The organism is Chania multitudinisentens RB-25 (genome assembly GCF_000520015.2).
GTDB classification, from domain to species: Bacteria; Pseudomonadota; Gammaproteobacteria; order Enterobacterales; family Enterobacteriaceae; genus Chania; species Chania multitudinisentens.
This window is the reverse complement of sequence record NZ_CP007044.2, coordinates 289315-304884: the sequence shown is the minus strand read 5'-3', so window position 1 is coordinate 304884 and position 15570 is coordinate 289315. Positions and strand designations below refer to the sequence as shown.

Sequence of the window (15570 nt, the reverse complement as noted above, 5' to 3'; positions counted from 1 at the left end):
CTGTGTCTCCATGCCTATCCTGTTTCTCCTGCTCGGAGAACGGGTCGGCTTTGAACTCACACTGGCCCTTGCCCTTCAACACGTCCTTGTCAAATACCGTGATGACACCGGCACCTGCTACAACACTGAAACAACCAGTGGCGGCGGGTTTGCCCGTGATAGCTGGGTGCGCCAGCAAATGCCTATGAGTGATCTTGCAATCCAAACCGGTATTTACCTACGGTCTTTAAGCAAGCGCGAAGTTGCCATCGTCATGATGGATCTTCTGAATGAGCATTACAGCCAGTTAGGATTCGATCATGAAAGAATCGCTCTCGCAGAACTTCTGAAACAACATGACACCGCATACATCAACGGCACCTTGCACATCGCCTCCGCCAGTCAACGACTATGGCACCTTCACAGCAACCAGTCACAGTCATTACAAACTACCTACCACTACCTCGAAAATGTGGTTGGTGCGTGTTACAGACTTCTTTTTACCTCTCAGGTCTTATACGCAATCAAAATTCAGTGTTTAGACATACTGCTTGCGATTTTAACAAAGTTATCCCTCAGCAAATCAACCGTATCCCCATTCCAGGCAATACCCACTTGCCAGCAAGCATGAGGGCCATCAAGCGTTATCAGCCGGACTTCTGGAGGGGTAATATTCAATGCGCCCTGGGGTAACAGTGCACACCCGTTCCCTGCCGCGACTAAAGCAAGAAGTGTGTGGATATCGGCAGCATACTGAATTGACCCCGGTATTATTTTTTGTGAAGAAAGAAAAAGGGCAATCTGGGCAGAAAGTCCCTTTCCTCGCATTGGGGAGATTTGCAGTAAGGGTAACTGTTCAATAATATCGTTCACTTCCTCTGGAATGCGATAACGCGTTAGCGCTGCGGGAATGGCAAGAACCAGTTTTTCAGTCAATAAAGCAACAGCATCCAATGGCGGTTTGACAGGGAGCCTGACAAAGCCAGCATCAAGCTTCCCGCTACTGATGCCCATACACTGTTCTTCTGTTGGCAGATCATCCAGTCTGATATTGACTTCAGGAAATTTTTCACGGAACTTTCTGACGATATTCGGGGCCAACTCAAAAAATGAGATGCCAAAACCTAATGACAACTCTCCTGTGTTTCCCGTTGCGACATGTTCTGCATGAAGCATAAAAGCATCATACTGAGAGAGAAGATCTTTGGCCTTGGTGTAGAGCCGCTGGCCTGCTGCTGTTAATTCCGCACCGTGCCTTCCCCGAACAAAAACAGGTAGCCCGAGCCGCAGTTCAAGCAACTGGATTTGTTTTGTCAGTGCGGGCTGGCTGATATAAAGCGAGTCTCCAGCAAGCCGATAGTTTCCCAGTTCAGCAAGGGTGACCATGGCCCGGAGAAGTTTTATGTCCATATCATTCCAAATGGTTATTGATATTGGATAATTATTGATTATACACCGCACAATATCTTTGATGAAATCCTGATGAATCTACAGCCAGGAGCAAATCAAATGAATACTTTCCTACGCGTTGGCACTGTGCAGTTTCAACACAAACCAGGCGATAAGAGTTACAACCTTTCTGTTATCGAGGGTTTCATACATCAGGCAGCAGCAAGAAACGTGAAGATTCTGGCCTTCCCGGAAATGTGCATTACGGGTTACTGGCACGTCACCAAGCTTGCGGATGAAGAAGTCCTGGCGTTGGCAGAACCTATAAGTAACAGCACTTCTTTGGCGCATGTGTTACCGCTGGCACAGAAATACAATATGGCGATAGGTGTGGGTTTGATAGAAATGGCTGAAGATGGCCGCTTATACAATGCTTATGTCGTTTGCATGCCTGATGGAAAAATGCATGTACACAGAAAAATTCATGCTTTCGAGCATCCAGTCATAGAAAGCGGAGACCGCTTTACCGTTTTTTATACCCCGTGGGGAGTGCGCATTGGGGTACTGATATGCTGGGACAACAATTTGACTGAAAATGTCAGAGCTACCGCCTTATTGGGGGCGGATATTCTTCTGGCTCCCCATCAAACAGGAGGAACCGATTCCCGAAGTCCATTTGGCATGAAACCGATACCGAGACTGCTCTGGGAAAATCGTCACAAAGAACCGGAAGCGTTAAGACAAGCCTTTAGTGGAGAGCATGGTAGAGGATGGCTGATGCGTTGGCTCCCGGCGCGTGCGCATGATAACGGCCTTTTTGTTCTGTTCAGTAATGGTGTTGGCCGGGATGATGATGAAATACGCACGGGTAACGCGATGATCATCGATCCGTATGGGCGTATTGTTGAAGAAACGGATGCCATCACTGATGAATTGGTGACGGCAGATATTGATTTATCGCTCCTGCCTTTCAGCACGGGACGTCGCTGGATACGTGGCCGCCGCCCAGAATTGTATGGTATTTTGACTGAGAATCAGGGATATGAACGTGATGCACGTAATGCCCGATTCTCTGAAGAACCCGTAATTATTAAAACCTGAGTCGCGGTTGATCTTCTCGAACAGGTGGTCACAAGGGGTACTCCGTCCTTTGCCCACCGCGTACTTACCGCCCTGCTGACGACCCGCAAGATTCCCTGTGTTGTCCCAACCAATTTTGACTAGTTGGTTGGGACAGCGACGACATTGACCGATCAGTGGGCGCCAGCCAGCGAATGCGCAAACAGGACTCTAGGATGCGTCGTATCCTCGATGCTGTTTGTGCACGTTTCGGATGGCTTACCTGACTGAGCCAGTGCTTGTCACATCTGGGGCAACCGCTTGCCGCGACGGTGCGGTGTGCCGTGGGAGAGCAAGCGACAGCGGGGAGTTGTTATCAAACCTCGCGCCTTGAAATGCATTTGCGCAATTGCATCAGCAACAGAGCGGCTGGGTGCTTCGGTTTCTCTGTAGCCGCAAGCACGAACTCTGCTTGGGGAAGAGGAGGGAGTGTTGTTACTTCTTGCAAACCCGCCGCTACCGCGAGCGACCGTGTGATAGGCGTTACGCCAAGACCTCCATTGACAGCTGCCATCAGCCCGCCAGCGCTTGGGCTCTGGCAAACGATACGCCACTTTCGTCCCGAACGTGCAAGTGCTTCGATTGCGGCAGCACGATATGGGCACTGGTCGGGAAATACGGCAAGTAGAATGGGTGTGGATGTATCATCTGTGTCAACAGGAACCGGCCCCCTTGCCCAAACCATCGGCTCGGACCAAAGTACTTCGCCACGCTCATCACCGCCGCAGCGGCTTCCCAGCACGATGTCGAGCGCACCGGATTGCAATAGCGGGAGCATTTCCGCCGTCAGGCCGATCCTCAGGGCAAGCTCAGTATCGGGATGAGCCGCAGTGAACCTGCGCAGGCAGTCGATTACCGACGATTGCACCATTTCTTCGCTCACCCCCACGGATACCGTGCCTGAAACGCGCGGGCCCGCGCCAAGGCTGGCCCGCGCGTCATCATGCAGTGCCAGAATGGTGCGAGCATAGCCTACCAACCGCGCGCCCGCAGGCGTCAGCGAGACAGATCGCGTTGTACGATTGAGCAATTTATGACCAGCCTCGTTCTCAAGCCGGTGAATGTGAGCGCTGATCGCCGACTGGGTGAGATGTAGCCGTTTGGCGGCACGGGTGAACCCACCTGTGTCTGCAACGGCAAGGAGGCTGCGTAGGAGAATAGTATCGAACATAGATTAACAACGTATCATAATCAATCTAACAAATAAAAATCATTTATATAAAAAAACGTAATTTATTATAATTCGCGCATGGCCCAGGCAGGTCACCAGTGCGCCCACTCGCCTGGGCAGTGTTATCAACTCTGATTGGAGAAAAATACCATGGTCGAACGTGTCCTTTATGTTTCTGCTTCTCCAAGAGGGAAGCGCTCCGTTTCCGCCCAGATTGCCGGAGTTTTCCTCGCAGCTCTGGCGAGGCAAAACGAGATAGAAGTGGATCACCTTGATCCATGGGAATGCGAGCTTCCCGAAGTGGATGGCAACCTGCTTGCAGCCAAGTATGCGGGTCTTGCGGGCAGCCCTCTCTCATCTGAGCACATCGTCATATGGGAGCGAATCAAAAAGCTTGCTGAACGATTCCACCGTGCGGACACGTTGTTGTTCAGCGTTCCGCTTTGGAATTTCGGAATCCCCTACAAACTCAAACAGTTGATTGATGTGATCTCGCACAAGGGGATTCTGTTCTCTTTCGATGAACGCGGTTTGAACGGCATGCTGGGTGGACGTCGTGCCGTTGCCATTTACACGCGGGGCCTCGGTTATGGGGCTGATTCGCAGACACCAGATCATTCCTTTGGGCTGGAAAAGCTCTATCTTGACGCCTGGTTTCGGTTCGTCGGTGTCACTCTGGTTCACAGCCTGGTGGTTGAACAGACACTTGGCCCCTCGGGTGCCGCCATTCGTGCAAGTGCGAACGACACCGCTGCCTGGCTGGCACAAAGCATCAACCAAAAGGTCTCTCAGACCATGGTTCTTGGTCGAAGCGACTGACGTGTACTTCAAGGAAAGGGCAGAAGCGATATGCCATTACTGAGAATAGAAGTTATCAAGGGGCGTACTGAAGACGAGTTGCAAGTGCTCCTCCAAATAATCCACGATACCATGATTTCATCATTTGGTGTGCCGGAGAGAGATCGCTATCAGGTGCTTACGGAACATGATACTAACCGGATGCTTCTGGAGGATACTGGCCTTGGCTTCAAGCGTTCGCACAAGATCGTATTGATCCAGATGATCACACGCAAGCGGAGCACCGATGAAAAGCAGCGCTTTTACAGTCGGGTTGTTCAGAGGCTTGAAGAGCAATGTCAAATATCTCCAGAAGATGTCGTTATCTCATGCGTCGAAAATGGCGACGCTGACTGGAGTTTCGGATATGGCAGGGCGCAGTTTCTCAATGGAGATTTGTAGTGTTCTGCTATCAAGACAGATTTTCAAATGAACCAAGGCAGTGTGCCAACGCCAGCTGAAACTGCCGAGGTTGAACGATATCTGTTATCGCCATGCGCGTATGAAAATCAGTGGAAAGAGGCTACAAGGGTTTCCTGATTTTGTGAGTCACGGCAATAACTTCAGGTGCAACAGACTCAAATTCTTTTTGAGTTTGTTGCTAATTCCCCGTTTTCCTTGCCAATACTGCCATAGCGACGGCGTGGCTATCCTCCAGCATGCGATAGCGGACGATTTTCCCCTCCTTGATTGTCAGTATGAAGGCAAAAGGTGATTCGATGACTCTGCCAGTGGCCTTGACTTGCGATGTCAGCTCGCCGAATGCCACTGCCGTTTCGTCGTCAGCGAGGAGCCGTTGTATCTCGAACCGTTCAGGAGCAATTTGTGCGGTAAGCTCAGTGTGGAAATCGCCGACCGCTTTACGACCGTATCGTGGGCCGATCCACGGTACAGTTTCCAGGTTACCTGGAATGTCCCAATCCACATCTTCGGCGAACAGTTCGAGGATCATTGCCAACACCTGCGGATCGTTTGGGGCTGCCCATAGCGATGCCCATCGTTCGAAGTAACATGAGGCGATTTCACGAGGGGTGGCGATAGGTAATGCATTGCGATACATCGACACGCGCCGGTGATCCTCGCTGGTGAAATCGGGATCGACATATATGAAGGTTCGTTTAATGAGTAACCCATCGAACTCAAAGACATTGGCGAAGCGTCCTTGAGAAATATCGCCATCAGGCCATGTTTTGCCATCCGCAGTGACTCCCCACTCACGACCTTCTACCACGATGCGGTCGTTACCTACGGTAAAAATGAGTCCATCAATATCGTGGGTTAACTGTGCTGCATCTTTTGCAATACGTTCGGCGAAGCGTGCCAGAGCAGCTTTGCCACGGGCTACGCCGAACTTAGGGAAAAAGAACTCAACGTCATCTGTGAACAGCTCAAGCAACAAGGAGGATTTCGCATCTACCTCGCGGAAGTAGCGGCGAATGATTTCTATGCGGGCCTCAGAAAGATTAGACATGTACTTGCTCCATTTTTGTAAAATGGATTACATTATTGACAGGTGAGCAAGCGTCGTCAAGATTTATGTAATTCAGTTTACAAAAATAAGGAAACATTATGGCCCGTGGGCGTCCCCGCAACTTTGACCGTGACACAGCTTTGCAACGCGCGATGGAGGTATTCTGGGCCAAAGGCTATGAGGCTACCCAACTGTCTGAACTGATGGCTGCCATTGGTATCAATCCGCCCAGCTTCTATGCAGCCTTCGGTTCTAAAGAGGCTTTGTACCGTGAAGCGCTCGATCTCTACCTATCAACGGTTGGTGGAGTTAGCGTAAAAGCGCTGGCTGAAACTGGGAACGTACGCGGTGCCATAGAAAGCATGTTGTTGGCAAGTTTGGATACTGCGCTATCAAGCTCATCTTCGGGGGGATGTTTGGTCAGCCTGGGGCTGGTTAACTGCCAGGAACAACAGGCTCCTTTGCGTGATCACATGCGTGAACTGCGGCAGCATATGACATTGTTGATCCGCCAGCGGCTTGAACGTGCCGTCGTGCAAGGTGAGCTGTCTGCGGATACGGATACCGAGCGGTTTTCCGCCTACTTTAGCACCATTATCCACGGTATTTCCTTACAGGCTCAGGACGGTGTCAAGCGCGAAGTGCTTCTTGGCATCGTGGAAACCGCGATGGAAGTATTGAAAACGCCAGCTCCATTTAACGTTTAATTATTCAGTCCACAAATCCATGATAAATCCAAGCAAAGCGGGGATTGTTACTCCTGCTGGAAAATCCAGAAGAGTCCATTTGCCATGACATAGCCTGGCAACCACACTGATGGAGCAACAGGTTCCTATCCAGATTATTTCGCAGACCTTGGGCCACATGGATACCGGCAGTAATAGAGGTATACATTCGTGTTGGCCTTCCACAACTGCGTCTAAAAAAACGATCCTCTCTGGGGGAGGGACTAAAAAATGCTCACCTAAACACAGCAAAAAACAAAACCGCTTGCATACGCATTCAGACCAGTCCACAATGCGCTCCACATATCTGAAAGTAGAGACGAGAAAATATTTATTATCAATCAGTTAGAGAAAAGATTGATATTTCGTTTCCTGCTCTAACATTTTTTTTCAAATAAAACCCAATTCTGTACACCGCATTTGGTACGAATTTTCCTTTATTCATCGCTAGATGCAATGTTGTGAACAGAGTTATCCACAGTTTGTGCGTTTAATACTTATCGTCTAAAAAGTCAAAGTCACAGAAACGAAATATTTATCTTATTGATAAATATAACCATTTATTTATTGTAAAACGTTACCCTGATCACTTGCTCTTTTTGTTGCAGTTGAAAGACAAGGTGTTTTTATTTTTATGCACAAATCCACAGAGCAGGTATGAGGGGGGAATCATAGATTCTATGCATCTCTCGGTAAGCCTTTTTCGACTGCACGAATCAAACGTTTTTTCTGAGCTGTTTGTACTTCTATCCCCAGCGCTTCACGCCGAGCACGCTGCTGTTCCAGTGCCCAGACGATATGTTCGTCCAACATAGCATCTTCTCCTTGCCGAGCACGTAGCGCGATAACGATCTGATCCTGGTAAGGCGCGTTGCCAAGGGCGACAGCAATATTGCGCAGCCAGCGTAAATGGCCAATGCGCCGAATGGCAGAACCTTCGGTGATACGCAGAAACTTTTCTTCATTCCAACGGAATAAATCGATTAATTGTGGGGCGTGCAGTACGGCGCGCGGGCTGAAATCTTCTTCATCCGTCAATTGCGAGAAGCGATTCCATGGGCAGATAAGTTGGCAATCATCGCAACCATAAATACGGTTGCCCATCAAAGCACGGAATTCTTCTGGGATAACCCCTTCCAGCTCAATCGTCAGGTAAGAAATACAGCGACGGGCATCAACGGTGTAAGGCGCAACAATAGCGCCTGTCGGGCAGGTGGTCATACAGGCAACACAACGGCCACATTGTTCTTCCTGCGGCTGATCGACCGGCAACGGCAAATCGATCAGTAATTCACCCAAAAAAAACCAGGAACCCGCTTCGCGGTTGAGAATTAGTGAGTGTTTACCAACCCAACCGATCCCGGCTTTGGCGGCTAACGCACGTTCCATTACCGGGGCCGAATCAACGAACGGCCGGAAATTCAGTTCACCACAATAAGCCTGAATGCGGTCGCCGAGCTTTTTTAACCGTTGACGCAACAGCTTGTGATAGTCACGGCCCAGCGCGTAACGGCTGACATAGCCGAGCTGCGCATTTTGCAGCGTGCTGGCGAAGGCGGCTTTGGCTGGCAGATAGTTCATTCGCACGCTGATGACCCGCAACGTACCGGGCAATAATTCATGTGGCCGTGCGCGTAACATACCGTGACGCGCCATCCACGCCATTTCGCCATGATATTGTTTATCCAGCCATGCCTGCAATTTTGGCTCTTCCGCACTCAGATCGGTATCGCAGATACCAACCTGTTGGAATCCTAGCGATTGCCCCCATTGCTTGATATGTTGGGCGAGTTGATTGAGGTCAAGGGGGTGTGTCATGACGAACCATAGTGAGAAACCAGACACCGACAGTTTACCACACTCTGTTTGGTCTGCGGATTGGCTCAGGCAAGTGGAATCTACGGCTGCGGCTTCGTGCGGCATCTCCCTCTATCAATTGATGCTACGTGCTGGTTCTGCTGCTTATGCTCTGGCGCGCGATCGCTATCCCACCGGTCGCCATTGGCTAGTATTGTGTGGCTATGGCAACAACGGTGGGGATGGGTATGTTGTGGCTCGCCTGGCAGCCGCTGATGGCATTAAAGTGACGCTCATCGCTTGTGAAGGTGCGCGCCCGTTACCGCCAGAGGCGGCTAGCGCGCGGCAAGCCTGGTTGGAAAGTGGCGGTGACATCCTGCCAGCCAGCCGCCGCTGGCCGGAAGATATCGATCTGATTATCGACGGGTTGCTTGGCACTGGGCTAGGAGCTGCGCCTCGGGCGCCTTATGATGCGCTGATTGAGGCCGCCAACCGCACCCGCGTGCCGATTATTGCATTGGATATCCCTTCAGGTCTGTTGGCAAACAGTGGGGCAGTTCCGGGTGTTGCTATCCGAGCGGCACATACTTTGGCCTTTATTGCTCTCAAACCAGGCTTGCTGACCGGGCAAGCGCGTGATTGGGTCGGACAACTTCATCACAATACGCTAGGATTAGCTGACTGGTTGGCAAAACAACTACCACAGATTCAGCGGATTACTGCCAGAGAGCTTAGACAGTGGCTGCAACCACGCCGTGCATGTGCTCACAAAGGCGAACATGGCCGTTTATTGCTGCTTGGTGGCGATCACGGTTTCGGTGGTGCGATACGCCTGGCGGCAGAAGCGGGATTACGCAGCGGTGCTGGTTTAGTACGAGTGCTTACTCACATGGAGCATATCGGGCCATTGTTGACGGCATGCCCGGAGCTGATGGTACAGCGCCTGAGTGATGATACGTTGCAACAGGCGCTTGAATGGGCGGATGTGGTGGTGGTTGGCCCTGGGCTTGGCCAAGGGGATTGGGGCAGAAATGCACTGAAACAGCTGCAATCCAGTGATAAACCGGCGGTCTGGGATGCGGATGCGCTTAACTTACTGGCATTACATCCAGAGAAACGTCAGAATCGTGTGATTACTCCACATCCCGGTGAAGCCGCGCGGTTATTGAATTGCCGCACTGCTGATATTGAGAGTGATCGCTTACTTGCTGTGCGCAGGTTGGTGGCTCAATACGGCGGTGTTGCGGTACTGAAAGGTGCTGGTACATTGATTGCCGATCAGCAAGGTGACATGGCAATTGCCGACGTGGGTAATGCGGGTATGGCATCCGGTGGCATGGGCGATGTGCTGTCGGGGATTATCGGTGGTTTGCTAGCGCAAAAGCTCTCGCTGTATGATGCTGCTTGTGCAGGTTGTGTGGTGCATGGCGCTGCGGCGGATCGCGTGGCAGAAGAACAAGGTACAAGAGGATTATTGGCAACCGATCTGCTGCCGATGATTCCTTATTATGTGAATCCTGAGTTGGAAAAATAGATATCATCGAATGAAAGAACTCGTTTTATCTCTGCCGGATGAGGCAGCGACGGTTGCATTAGGTACTGCTTTAGCTAAGGCATGCGAGCGTGCCAGTGTTATTTATCTTTACGGTGATTTGGGGGCCGGTAAAACCACGTTCAGCCGTGGTTTTTTGCAAGCACTGGGTCATCAGGGGAATGTGAAAAGCCCGACTTACACGCTGGTGGAGCCGTATGCGTTGCTTCCGTTGGCGGTGTATCATTTTGACCTGTATAGATTAGCTGATCCAGAAGAACTCGAGTTTATGGGAATCCGCGATTATTTTGCCCAAGATGCCATTTGCCTGGTGGAATGGCCACAGCAGGGAGCCGGTATTTTGCCCGCTCCCGATCTGGAATTGCATCTCACTTATCAGAATGAAGGCCGACAGGCACAGATTCAGGCGGTTTCCACTTACGGTGCCCAACTTTTAGATCGTATTCACGGGCAACAAGGATGACGCTGCAATGATGCATGGTTTGAGAAGATTTATCGTTATTGCTTTGACGGTACTGCTGGGGGCAACAGGTGCGCTGGCTGAGTCATCGTTATCCAATATTAATGTCATTAATGCCCAGCATGAAGCCACGGTCACGGTGAGTTTTACGGGGCCGCCGGAGTATGATTTTTCCACGGTGCGTGGGCCTGACCGCGTTATTCTTGATGTGAACCAAAGTGGTAAAGTGGGCGGCCTGCCGCTGAATTTCAGTGGTCATAACCTGGTGAAAGGCATTCGCTCCAGCACGCCAAAAGATGCTCAAAGCGTGCGATTGGTTTTTGATCTGACTCGACGTGCAAAAGCGCAAGCGGTGACGCGGCAAAGCGGTAATAACTATACCGTGGTATTCACGATTACTGCGGAAGGTAATGGGAACGCCAATACCGTGCGCCAAGTGCCGGTAGCCAGTGAGCCCGTACGTAAAACACCGGTGACGCCGAGCGGTTCCAATCCGTTTACCAATAAATCCGCCGTAGTCTCTGGCACAGCGCCGGAAATCACGCCGCGTAGCCGCCGTGTTGCTGCGAGTTCCGGCGATCGTGTGGTGGTGGCGATAGATGCTGGGCACGGTGGGCAAGACCCCGGTGCTATCGGGCAAGACGGTTTGAAAGAAAAGAATGTGACCATTGCCATTGCACGCCGTTTGCAGGCGTTGTTGGATGATGATCCCATGTTCAAACCCGTACTGACGCGTAATGGTGATTACTTTATTTCGGTTATGGGGCGTTCTGATGTCGCCCGTAAACAGGGGGCCAATATTCTGGTTTCCATTCATGCGGATGCTGCGCCTAATAGAAATGCTACCGGGGCTTCGGTCTGGGTGCTTTCCAACCGCCGCGCCAACAGTGAGATGGCTGGCTGGTTGGAACAACATGAGAAGCAGTCTGAACTGCTCGGTGGCGCAGGCGATCTGCTGGCCAACAGCCAGGCCGATCCCTATCTGAGCCAGGCGGTGCTGGATTTGCAGTTTGGTCATTCACAGCGCGTCGGCTATGACGTGGCGGTGAAGGTGTTGCAGCAGTTACAAATCGTCGGTTCATTGCACAAAAGCCGCCCAGAGCATGCCAGCCTGGGAGTACTGCGTTCACCGGATATTCCATCGTTGCTGGTGGAAACCGGGTTTATCAGCAATAGCACGGAGGAACGGCTGTTAGGCAGTAGCGCATATCAGGAGAAAATTGCTCGGGCGATTCACAACGGCTTGCGTAGTTATTTCCTGGCGCATCCGCTACAAGCCGATCCCAAGGTGGAAAGCCGTCCGTTGATCACCGCCGGGGCGGTTAACTCCTCAACACAAGATTTGCGGCAGCCAGAACCGGTTGCCAATCCAGTGAGAAGCCAGCGTAGTACCAGCACCGGTAAAACGCAGATTCACGTGGTGAAACGTGCAGAAACACTCTCTGGTATTGCCGATAGCTATGGTACCAGCATGGCGACGCTGCGCGATCTTAACAACTTGAAGAAAGATGGCGTCTGGGTTGGCCAGCGTTTAAAGGTGCCTGCTGGGGGCAACGTAGTGACACCGGCGAAAGCTAAGGTGAATGCGCCGACCAAACACAAAGTGGCACGCGGGGATACCTTGTCATCTATTGCTGCGCGTTATGGTGTCAGCGTCAGTGAATTGAAACGAGTGAACAAACTAAAGTCGGACGTTGCGCCATTGGATCGAATACTGACCATTCCGCAAGCCTGATACCATAAAATAGAGGGAGACGCATGCCTATCCAGGTGTTACCGCCACAGCTCGCCAACCAGATTGCCGCCGGAGAAGTGGTCGAACGGCCTGCGTCGGTAGTGAAGGAGCTGGTAGAAAACAGCCTGGACGCAGGGGCGACGCGTATTGATATCGATATCGAACGCGGTGGTGCCAAGTTGATCCGCATCCGCGACAATGGCTGCGGGATTGGCAAGGCAGATCTCACGTTGGCGCTGGCACGCCATGCCACCAGCAAAATCAGTACTCTTGATGATTTGGAAGCGATTGTCAGCCTGGGTTTCCGTGGCGAAGCGTTGGCGAGCATCAGTTCAGTTTCGCGCCTGACACTCACTTCCCGTACGGCAGAACAAGACGAAGCCTGGCAGGCTTATGCGGAAGGGCGAGAGCAGGCCGTGACGGTCAAACCCGCTGCTCACCCGGTGGGCAGTACGGTAGAAGTGCTCGATTTGTTTTACAACACCCCGGCCCGGCGCAAATTTATGCGCACGGAAAAAACCGAGTTCGGCCATATCGATGAAGTGGTGCGGCGCATTGCCTTGGCGCGTTTCGATGTGGCAATCAATCTGAATCACAACGGTAAACTGGTGCGCCAATATCGTGCAGCCAAAGAAGAAAGCCAGCATGAACGGCGTTTGGCCAGCATTTGCGGCCCGGCCTTTTTACAGCATGCGCTGACGATTTCTTGGCAGCACGGTGATCTCACTATCCGTGGTTGGGTGGCCGATCCTGAAGGCGCACGCCAACTGGGAGAAATGCAATACTGCTACGTTAACAGCCGGATGATGCGCGATCGCCTGATTAACCATGCCATTCGCCAAGCGTATCAGGATCAGTTAAAAAACGATCAGCAACCAGCCTACGTGCTCTATCTTGATGTTGATCCCCATCAGGTGGATGTGAATGTCCATCCGGCAAAGCACGAAGTGCGTTTCCATCAGGCTCGGTTGGTGCATGATTTTATCTATCAGGCGGTTACCACCGTGTTGCAGCAGGCTGGTAATGTGCCATTGCCGTTGGAAGAAGAGGAAAACGCGCAGGCAACCCCGGTTTGGCAGCCTGAAAACCGTGTTGCGGCAGGCGGTAACCATTTCTCTCAGCCAGCCCCTCAACGGGAATCGCAGCAGACAGCTTCGGTTGTAGCCCGTGAGCGAACGCCTCAGCCAGCTTATCAGGCTGGCGCAGGCTACCAAAAGCGTGAAGGTGAATTGTACGGTAAGCTGTTGCAGGCCGCGCCAGCAATGGAACCCACGAAACAGCCTCTGTTTCCACCGGCCAAAACCGTTCAGGAAGCACCGCTGGCGGGCAGCCAGCACAGTTTTGGCCGAGTGTTGATGGTTTATCCTCCGTGTTATGCGCTGATTGAACAACGCCAGCAGTTGGTTATGCTAAATTTGCCAATAGCCGAACGTTGGTTGCGTCAGGCGCAGCTTTGCCCATCTGAAGAAGGGTTGCGCCCGCAACCGCTGCTGATCCCTATAAAACTGACATTAAATAAAAATGAAGCAGCAGCCTGTGTGCAGCACCAGGCTCTGTTGGCGAAAATGGGGCTGGAACTGCAATCCGATCACGGGCGTGTGACGTTACGCGCAGTCCCTTTACCGTTACGGCAACAAAACTTACAAAAACTGATACCTGAACTGCTAGGCTACCTGGCTGAACATCAAGAGATGTCGCACACCATGCTGGCGACTTGGATTGCCCGCCATTTAGGCAGTGAGCATGAACAGTGGAACAGTTCACAAGCGATACAATTGCTGACCGACGTTGAGCGACTTTGCCCGCAGTTGGTCAAATCACCACCCAGCGGTCTGTTACAACCCGTTGATTTACAGGCTGCACTGGCTGCTTTTAAGCATGACTGAAATTGAAATGACACCTCGTTCTCCGGCTATTTTTATCATGGGGCCGACGGCCTCGGGTAAAACGGCCTTGGCAATGGCACTGCGTGAACGCCTGCCTGTGGAATTGATCAGCGTGGATTCTGCACTGATTTATCGTGGTATGGATATCGGCACCGCCAAACCGACGCCAGAGGAACGGGTGCAGGCACCGCATCGGTTGATTGATATCCGTGATCCTGCCGAGGCTTATTCTGCCGCTGATTTTCGGGCCGATGCGCTGCAAGAGATGCATGACATTACCGCTGCTGGGCGTATCCCACTGCTGGTGGGGGGAACTATGCTCTATTTCAAGGCGTTATTGGAAGGATTATCGCCGTTGCCGTCTGCCGATCCGGCGGTACGAGAGCGTATTGAACAGCAAGCGGCAGAGCAGGGATGGGGAGCGTTGCACCAGCAGTTGCAGGAAATTGATCCGGTTGCGGCGTTGCGAATTCATCCGAATGATCCGCAGAGACTGTCCAGAGCACTGGAAGTTTTTTTTATTTCGGGTAAAACTTTAACGGAACTGACTAAAATTTCGGGTGAATCGTTGCCGTATCATGTTCACCAGTTTGCGATAGCGCCAGTCAGCCGTGAGTTATTACATCAACGCATTGCGCTGCGTTTTGAGCAGATGTTGGTGGCAGGTTTTGAGACGGAAGCGCGTGCACTTTTTGCGCGGGGAGATTTACATACGGATCTGCCTTCTGTTCGTTGTGTCGGTTACCGTCAGATGTGGTCATATTTGTCTGGCGAAATTAGTTACGATGAGATGGTTTATCGTGGTATTTGCGCAACACGTCAGTTGGCCAAACGCCAAATGACCTGGTTACGGGGTTGGGAGTCGGTTCATTGGTTGGACAGTGAAAAGCCGGGAGAGGCTTTGGACTCGGTAATACAGGTTGTTAGTGCATAGGTTGAGTGATTGTGTACAATTGATGAGTATTCAGCGCGCAAATTTTTTAGGTCGTTTATTTTAGAGCCAATAGGTTCTTAGTTAATAACAACAAGCAAATAAGGAAAAGATAGAATGGCTAAGGGGCAATCTTTGCAAGATCCGTTCCTGAACGCATTGCGTCGTGAACGTGTTCCGGTTTCTATTTATTTGGTGAATGGTATTAAGCTGCAAGGCCAGATTGAGTCTTTTGACCAGTTTGTCATCCTGTTGAAAAATACGGTGAGCCAGATGGTTTATAAGCATGCTATCTCCACCGTTGTCCCGTCACGTCCGGTATCGCACCATAGCAACAATCCGAGTGGCACCAGTAACTATCACCATGGTAGCAACCCGTCTGCGCCACAGCAGCCGCAGCAGGAAAGCGATGACGCTGAATAAAGCGCGTTGCGAGCCAACCATGATGGGGAGCATAAGCAGTAAAGTGCTGTTTATGCCCTCCGCACCCGCGGTTTTTGTCCGTTTGAGAGGTTACA

At 51.5% G+C, this 15570-nt stretch carries 15 protein-coding genes; 11 read left to right on the top strand and 4 right to left on the bottom strand.

What is annotated here, in order from left to right:
* Positions 1 to 10: 10 nt before the first annotated feature.
* Positions 11 to 610: a hypothetical protein gene (locus Z042_RS25790; protein ID WP_154666859.1), complete on the top strand. Its 600-nt coding sequence runs from the start codon at positions 11 to 13 to the stop codon at positions 608 to 610.
* On the opposite strand, the gene Z042_RS01250 is transcribed toward Z042_RS25790, so the two are convergent.
* Entirely contained in the window at positions 511 to 1389 is an 879-nt protein-coding gene (locus tag Z042_RS01250) for a LysR family transcriptional regulator (RefSeq protein WP_024912392.1), read from the bottom strand. The genes Z042_RS25790 and Z042_RS01250 overlap by 100 nt on opposite strands.
* A 99-nt stretch (positions 1390 to 1488) precedes the next feature.
* On the opposite strand from Z042_RS01250, the gene Z042_RS01245 reads away from it, so the two are divergent.
* Positions 1489 to 2469: a nitrilase family protein gene (locus Z042_RS01245; protein ID WP_024912393.1), complete on the top strand. Its 981-nt coding sequence runs from the start codon at positions 1489 to 1491 to the stop codon at positions 2467 to 2469.
* A 334-nt stretch (positions 2470 to 2803) separates the two neighbouring features.
* Here Z042_RS01245 and Z042_RS01240 read toward each other — a convergent pair whose 3' ends face one another.
* Complete coding sequence (locus tag Z042_RS01240) at positions 2804 to 3658, bottom strand: LysR family transcriptional regulator (RefSeq protein WP_024912394.1); 855 nt, start codon at positions 3656 to 3658, stop codon at positions 2804 to 2806.
* Positions 3659 to 3808: 150 nt separating this feature from the next.
* Between Z042_RS01240 and Z042_RS01235 the strand changes: the two genes are divergently transcribed.
* A complete protein-coding gene (locus Z042_RS01235; RefSeq protein ID WP_024912395.1) occupies positions 3809 to 4477 on the top strand; it encodes an FMN-dependent NADH-azoreductase in 669 nt (222 codons plus the stop codon).
* A 30-nt stretch (positions 4478 to 4507) separates the two neighbouring features.
* Positions 4508 to 4897: a tautomerase family protein gene (locus Z042_RS01230; protein WP_024912396.1), complete on the top strand. Its 390-nt coding sequence runs from the start codon at positions 4508 to 4510 to the stop codon at positions 4895 to 4897.
* Between the two features lie 199 nt (positions 4898 to 5096).
* Here the strand turns inward: Z042_RS01230 and Z042_RS01225 are convergent, their stop codons facing one another.
* Positions 5097 to 5966, bottom strand: a complete 870-nt coding sequence (locus tag Z042_RS01225; protein WP_024912397.1) for a nuclear transport factor 2 family protein — start codon at positions 5964 to 5966, stop codon at positions 5097 to 5099.
* A 98-nt stretch (positions 5967 to 6064) separates the two neighbouring features.
* Here Z042_RS01225 and Z042_RS01220 point away from each other — a divergent pair, with 98 nt between their 5' ends.
* Positions 6065 to 6673: a TetR/AcrR family transcriptional regulator gene (locus tag Z042_RS01220; protein ID WP_202901328.1), complete on the top strand. Its 609-nt coding sequence runs from the start codon at positions 6065 to 6067 to the stop codon at positions 6671 to 6673.
* Positions 6674 to 7369: 696 nt separating this feature from the next.
* Here Z042_RS01220 and queG read toward each other — a convergent pair.
* The gene (queG, locus tag Z042_RS01215) at positions 7370 to 8509 is read right to left on the bottom strand and encodes a tRNA epoxyqueuosine(34) reductase QueG (RefSeq protein ID WP_024912399.1); all 1140 of its coding nucleotides are present in this window, start codon (positions 8507 to 8509) and stop codon (positions 7370 to 7372) included.
* Here queG and nnr point away from each other — a divergent pair.
* From nnr to hfq, 6 genes are all read left to right on the top strand, one after another.
* Complete coding sequence (gene nnr / locus Z042_RS01210; RefSeq protein ID WP_024912400.1) at positions 8508 to 10022, top strand: bifunctional ADP-dependent NAD(P)H-hydrate dehydratase/NAD(P)H-hydrate epimerase; 1515 nt, start codon at positions 8508 to 8510, stop codon at positions 10020 to 10022. The two genes, queG and nnr, sit on opposite strands and share 2 nt — an antisense overlap.
* Before the next feature lie 10 nt (positions 10023 to 10032).
* Positions 10033 to 10503: a tRNA (adenosine(37)-N6)-threonylcarbamoyltransferase complex ATPase subunit type 1 TsaE gene (gene tsaE / locus Z042_RS01205; RefSeq protein WP_024912401.1), complete on the top strand. Its 471-nt coding sequence runs from the start codon at positions 10033 to 10035 to the stop codon at positions 10501 to 10503.
* A 7-nt stretch (positions 10504 to 10510) separates the two neighbouring features.
* Positions 10511 to 12235, top strand: a complete 1725-nt coding sequence (amiB, locus tag Z042_RS01200; protein WP_024912402.1) for an N-acetylmuramoyl-L-alanine amidase AmiB — start codon at positions 10511 to 10513, stop codon at positions 12233 to 12235.
* A 23-nt stretch (positions 12236 to 12258) separates the two neighbouring features.
* The gene (gene mutL / locus Z042_RS01195) at positions 12259 to 14121 is read left to right on the top strand and encodes a DNA mismatch repair endonuclease MutL (protein WP_024912403.1); all 1863 of its coding nucleotides are present in this window, start codon (positions 12259 to 12261) and stop codon (positions 14119 to 14121) included.
* Entirely contained in the window at positions 14114 to 15055 is a 942-nt protein-coding gene (gene miaA, locus Z042_RS01190; RefSeq protein ID WP_024912404.1) for a tRNA (adenosine(37)-N6)-dimethylallyltransferase MiaA, read from the top strand. The genes mutL and miaA overlap by 8 nt, the downstream gene beginning before the upstream one ends.
* A gap of 114 nt (positions 15056 to 15169) precedes the next feature.
* Positions 15170 to 15475 (top strand): RNA chaperone Hfq, encoded by a 306-nt coding sequence (gene hfq / locus Z042_RS01185; protein ID WP_024912405.1) that lies wholly within the window; start codon positions 15170 to 15172, stop codon positions 15473 to 15475.
* Positions 15476 to 15570: the final 95 nt, after the last annotated feature.

Coding starts and splice junctions, on each gene's coding strand:
- Z042_RS25790 (WP_154666859.1), top strand. CDS start 11: ATGCCTATCCTGTTTCTCCTGCTCGGAGAACGGGTCGGCTTTGAACTC.
- Z042_RS01250 (WP_024912392.1), bottom strand. CDS start 1,389: ATGGACATAAAACTTCTCCGGGCCATGGTCACCCTTGCTGAACTGGGA.
- Z042_RS01245 (WP_024912393.1), top strand. CDS start 1,489: ATGAATACTTTCCTACGCGTTGGCACTGTGCAGTTTCAACACAAACCA.
- Z042_RS01240 (WP_024912394.1), bottom strand. CDS start 3,658: ATGTTCGATACTATTCTCCTACGCAGCCTCCTTGCCGTTGCAGACACA.
- Z042_RS01235 (WP_024912395.1), top strand. CDS start 3,809: ATGGTCGAACGTGTCCTTTATGTTTCTGCTTCTCCAAGAGGGAAGCGC.
- Z042_RS01230 (WP_024912396.1), top strand. CDS start 4,508: ATGCCATTACTGAGAATAGAAGTTATCAAGGGGCGTACTGAAGACGAG.
- Z042_RS01225 (WP_024912397.1), bottom strand. CDS start 5,966: ATGTCTAATCTTTCTGAGGCCCGCATAGAAATCATTCGCCGCTACTTC.
- Z042_RS01220 (WP_202901328.1), top strand. CDS start 6,065: ATGGCCCGTGGGCGTCCCCGCAACTTTGACCGTGACACAGCTTTGCAA.
- nnr (WP_024912400.1), top strand. CDS start 8,508: ATGACGAACCATAGTGAGAAACCAGACACCGACAGTTTACCACACTCT.
- queG (WP_024912399.1), bottom strand. CDS start 8,509: ATGACACACCCCCTTGACCTCAATCAACTCGCCCAACATATCAAGCAA.
- tsaE (WP_024912401.1), top strand. CDS start 10,033: ATGAAAGAACTCGTTTTATCTCTGCCGGATGAGGCAGCGACGGTTGCA.
- amiB (WP_024912402.1), top strand. CDS start 10,511: ATGATGCATGGTTTGAGAAGATTTATCGTTATTGCTTTGACGGTACTG.
- mutL (WP_024912403.1), top strand. CDS start 12,259: ATGCCTATCCAGGTGTTACCGCCACAGCTCGCCAACCAGATTGCCGCC.
- miaA (WP_024912404.1), top strand. CDS start 14,114: ATGACTGAAATTGAAATGACACCTCGTTCTCCGGCTATTTTTATCATG.
- hfq (WP_024912405.1), top strand. CDS start 15,170: ATGGCTAAGGGGCAATCTTTGCAAGATCCGTTCCTGAACGCATTGCGT.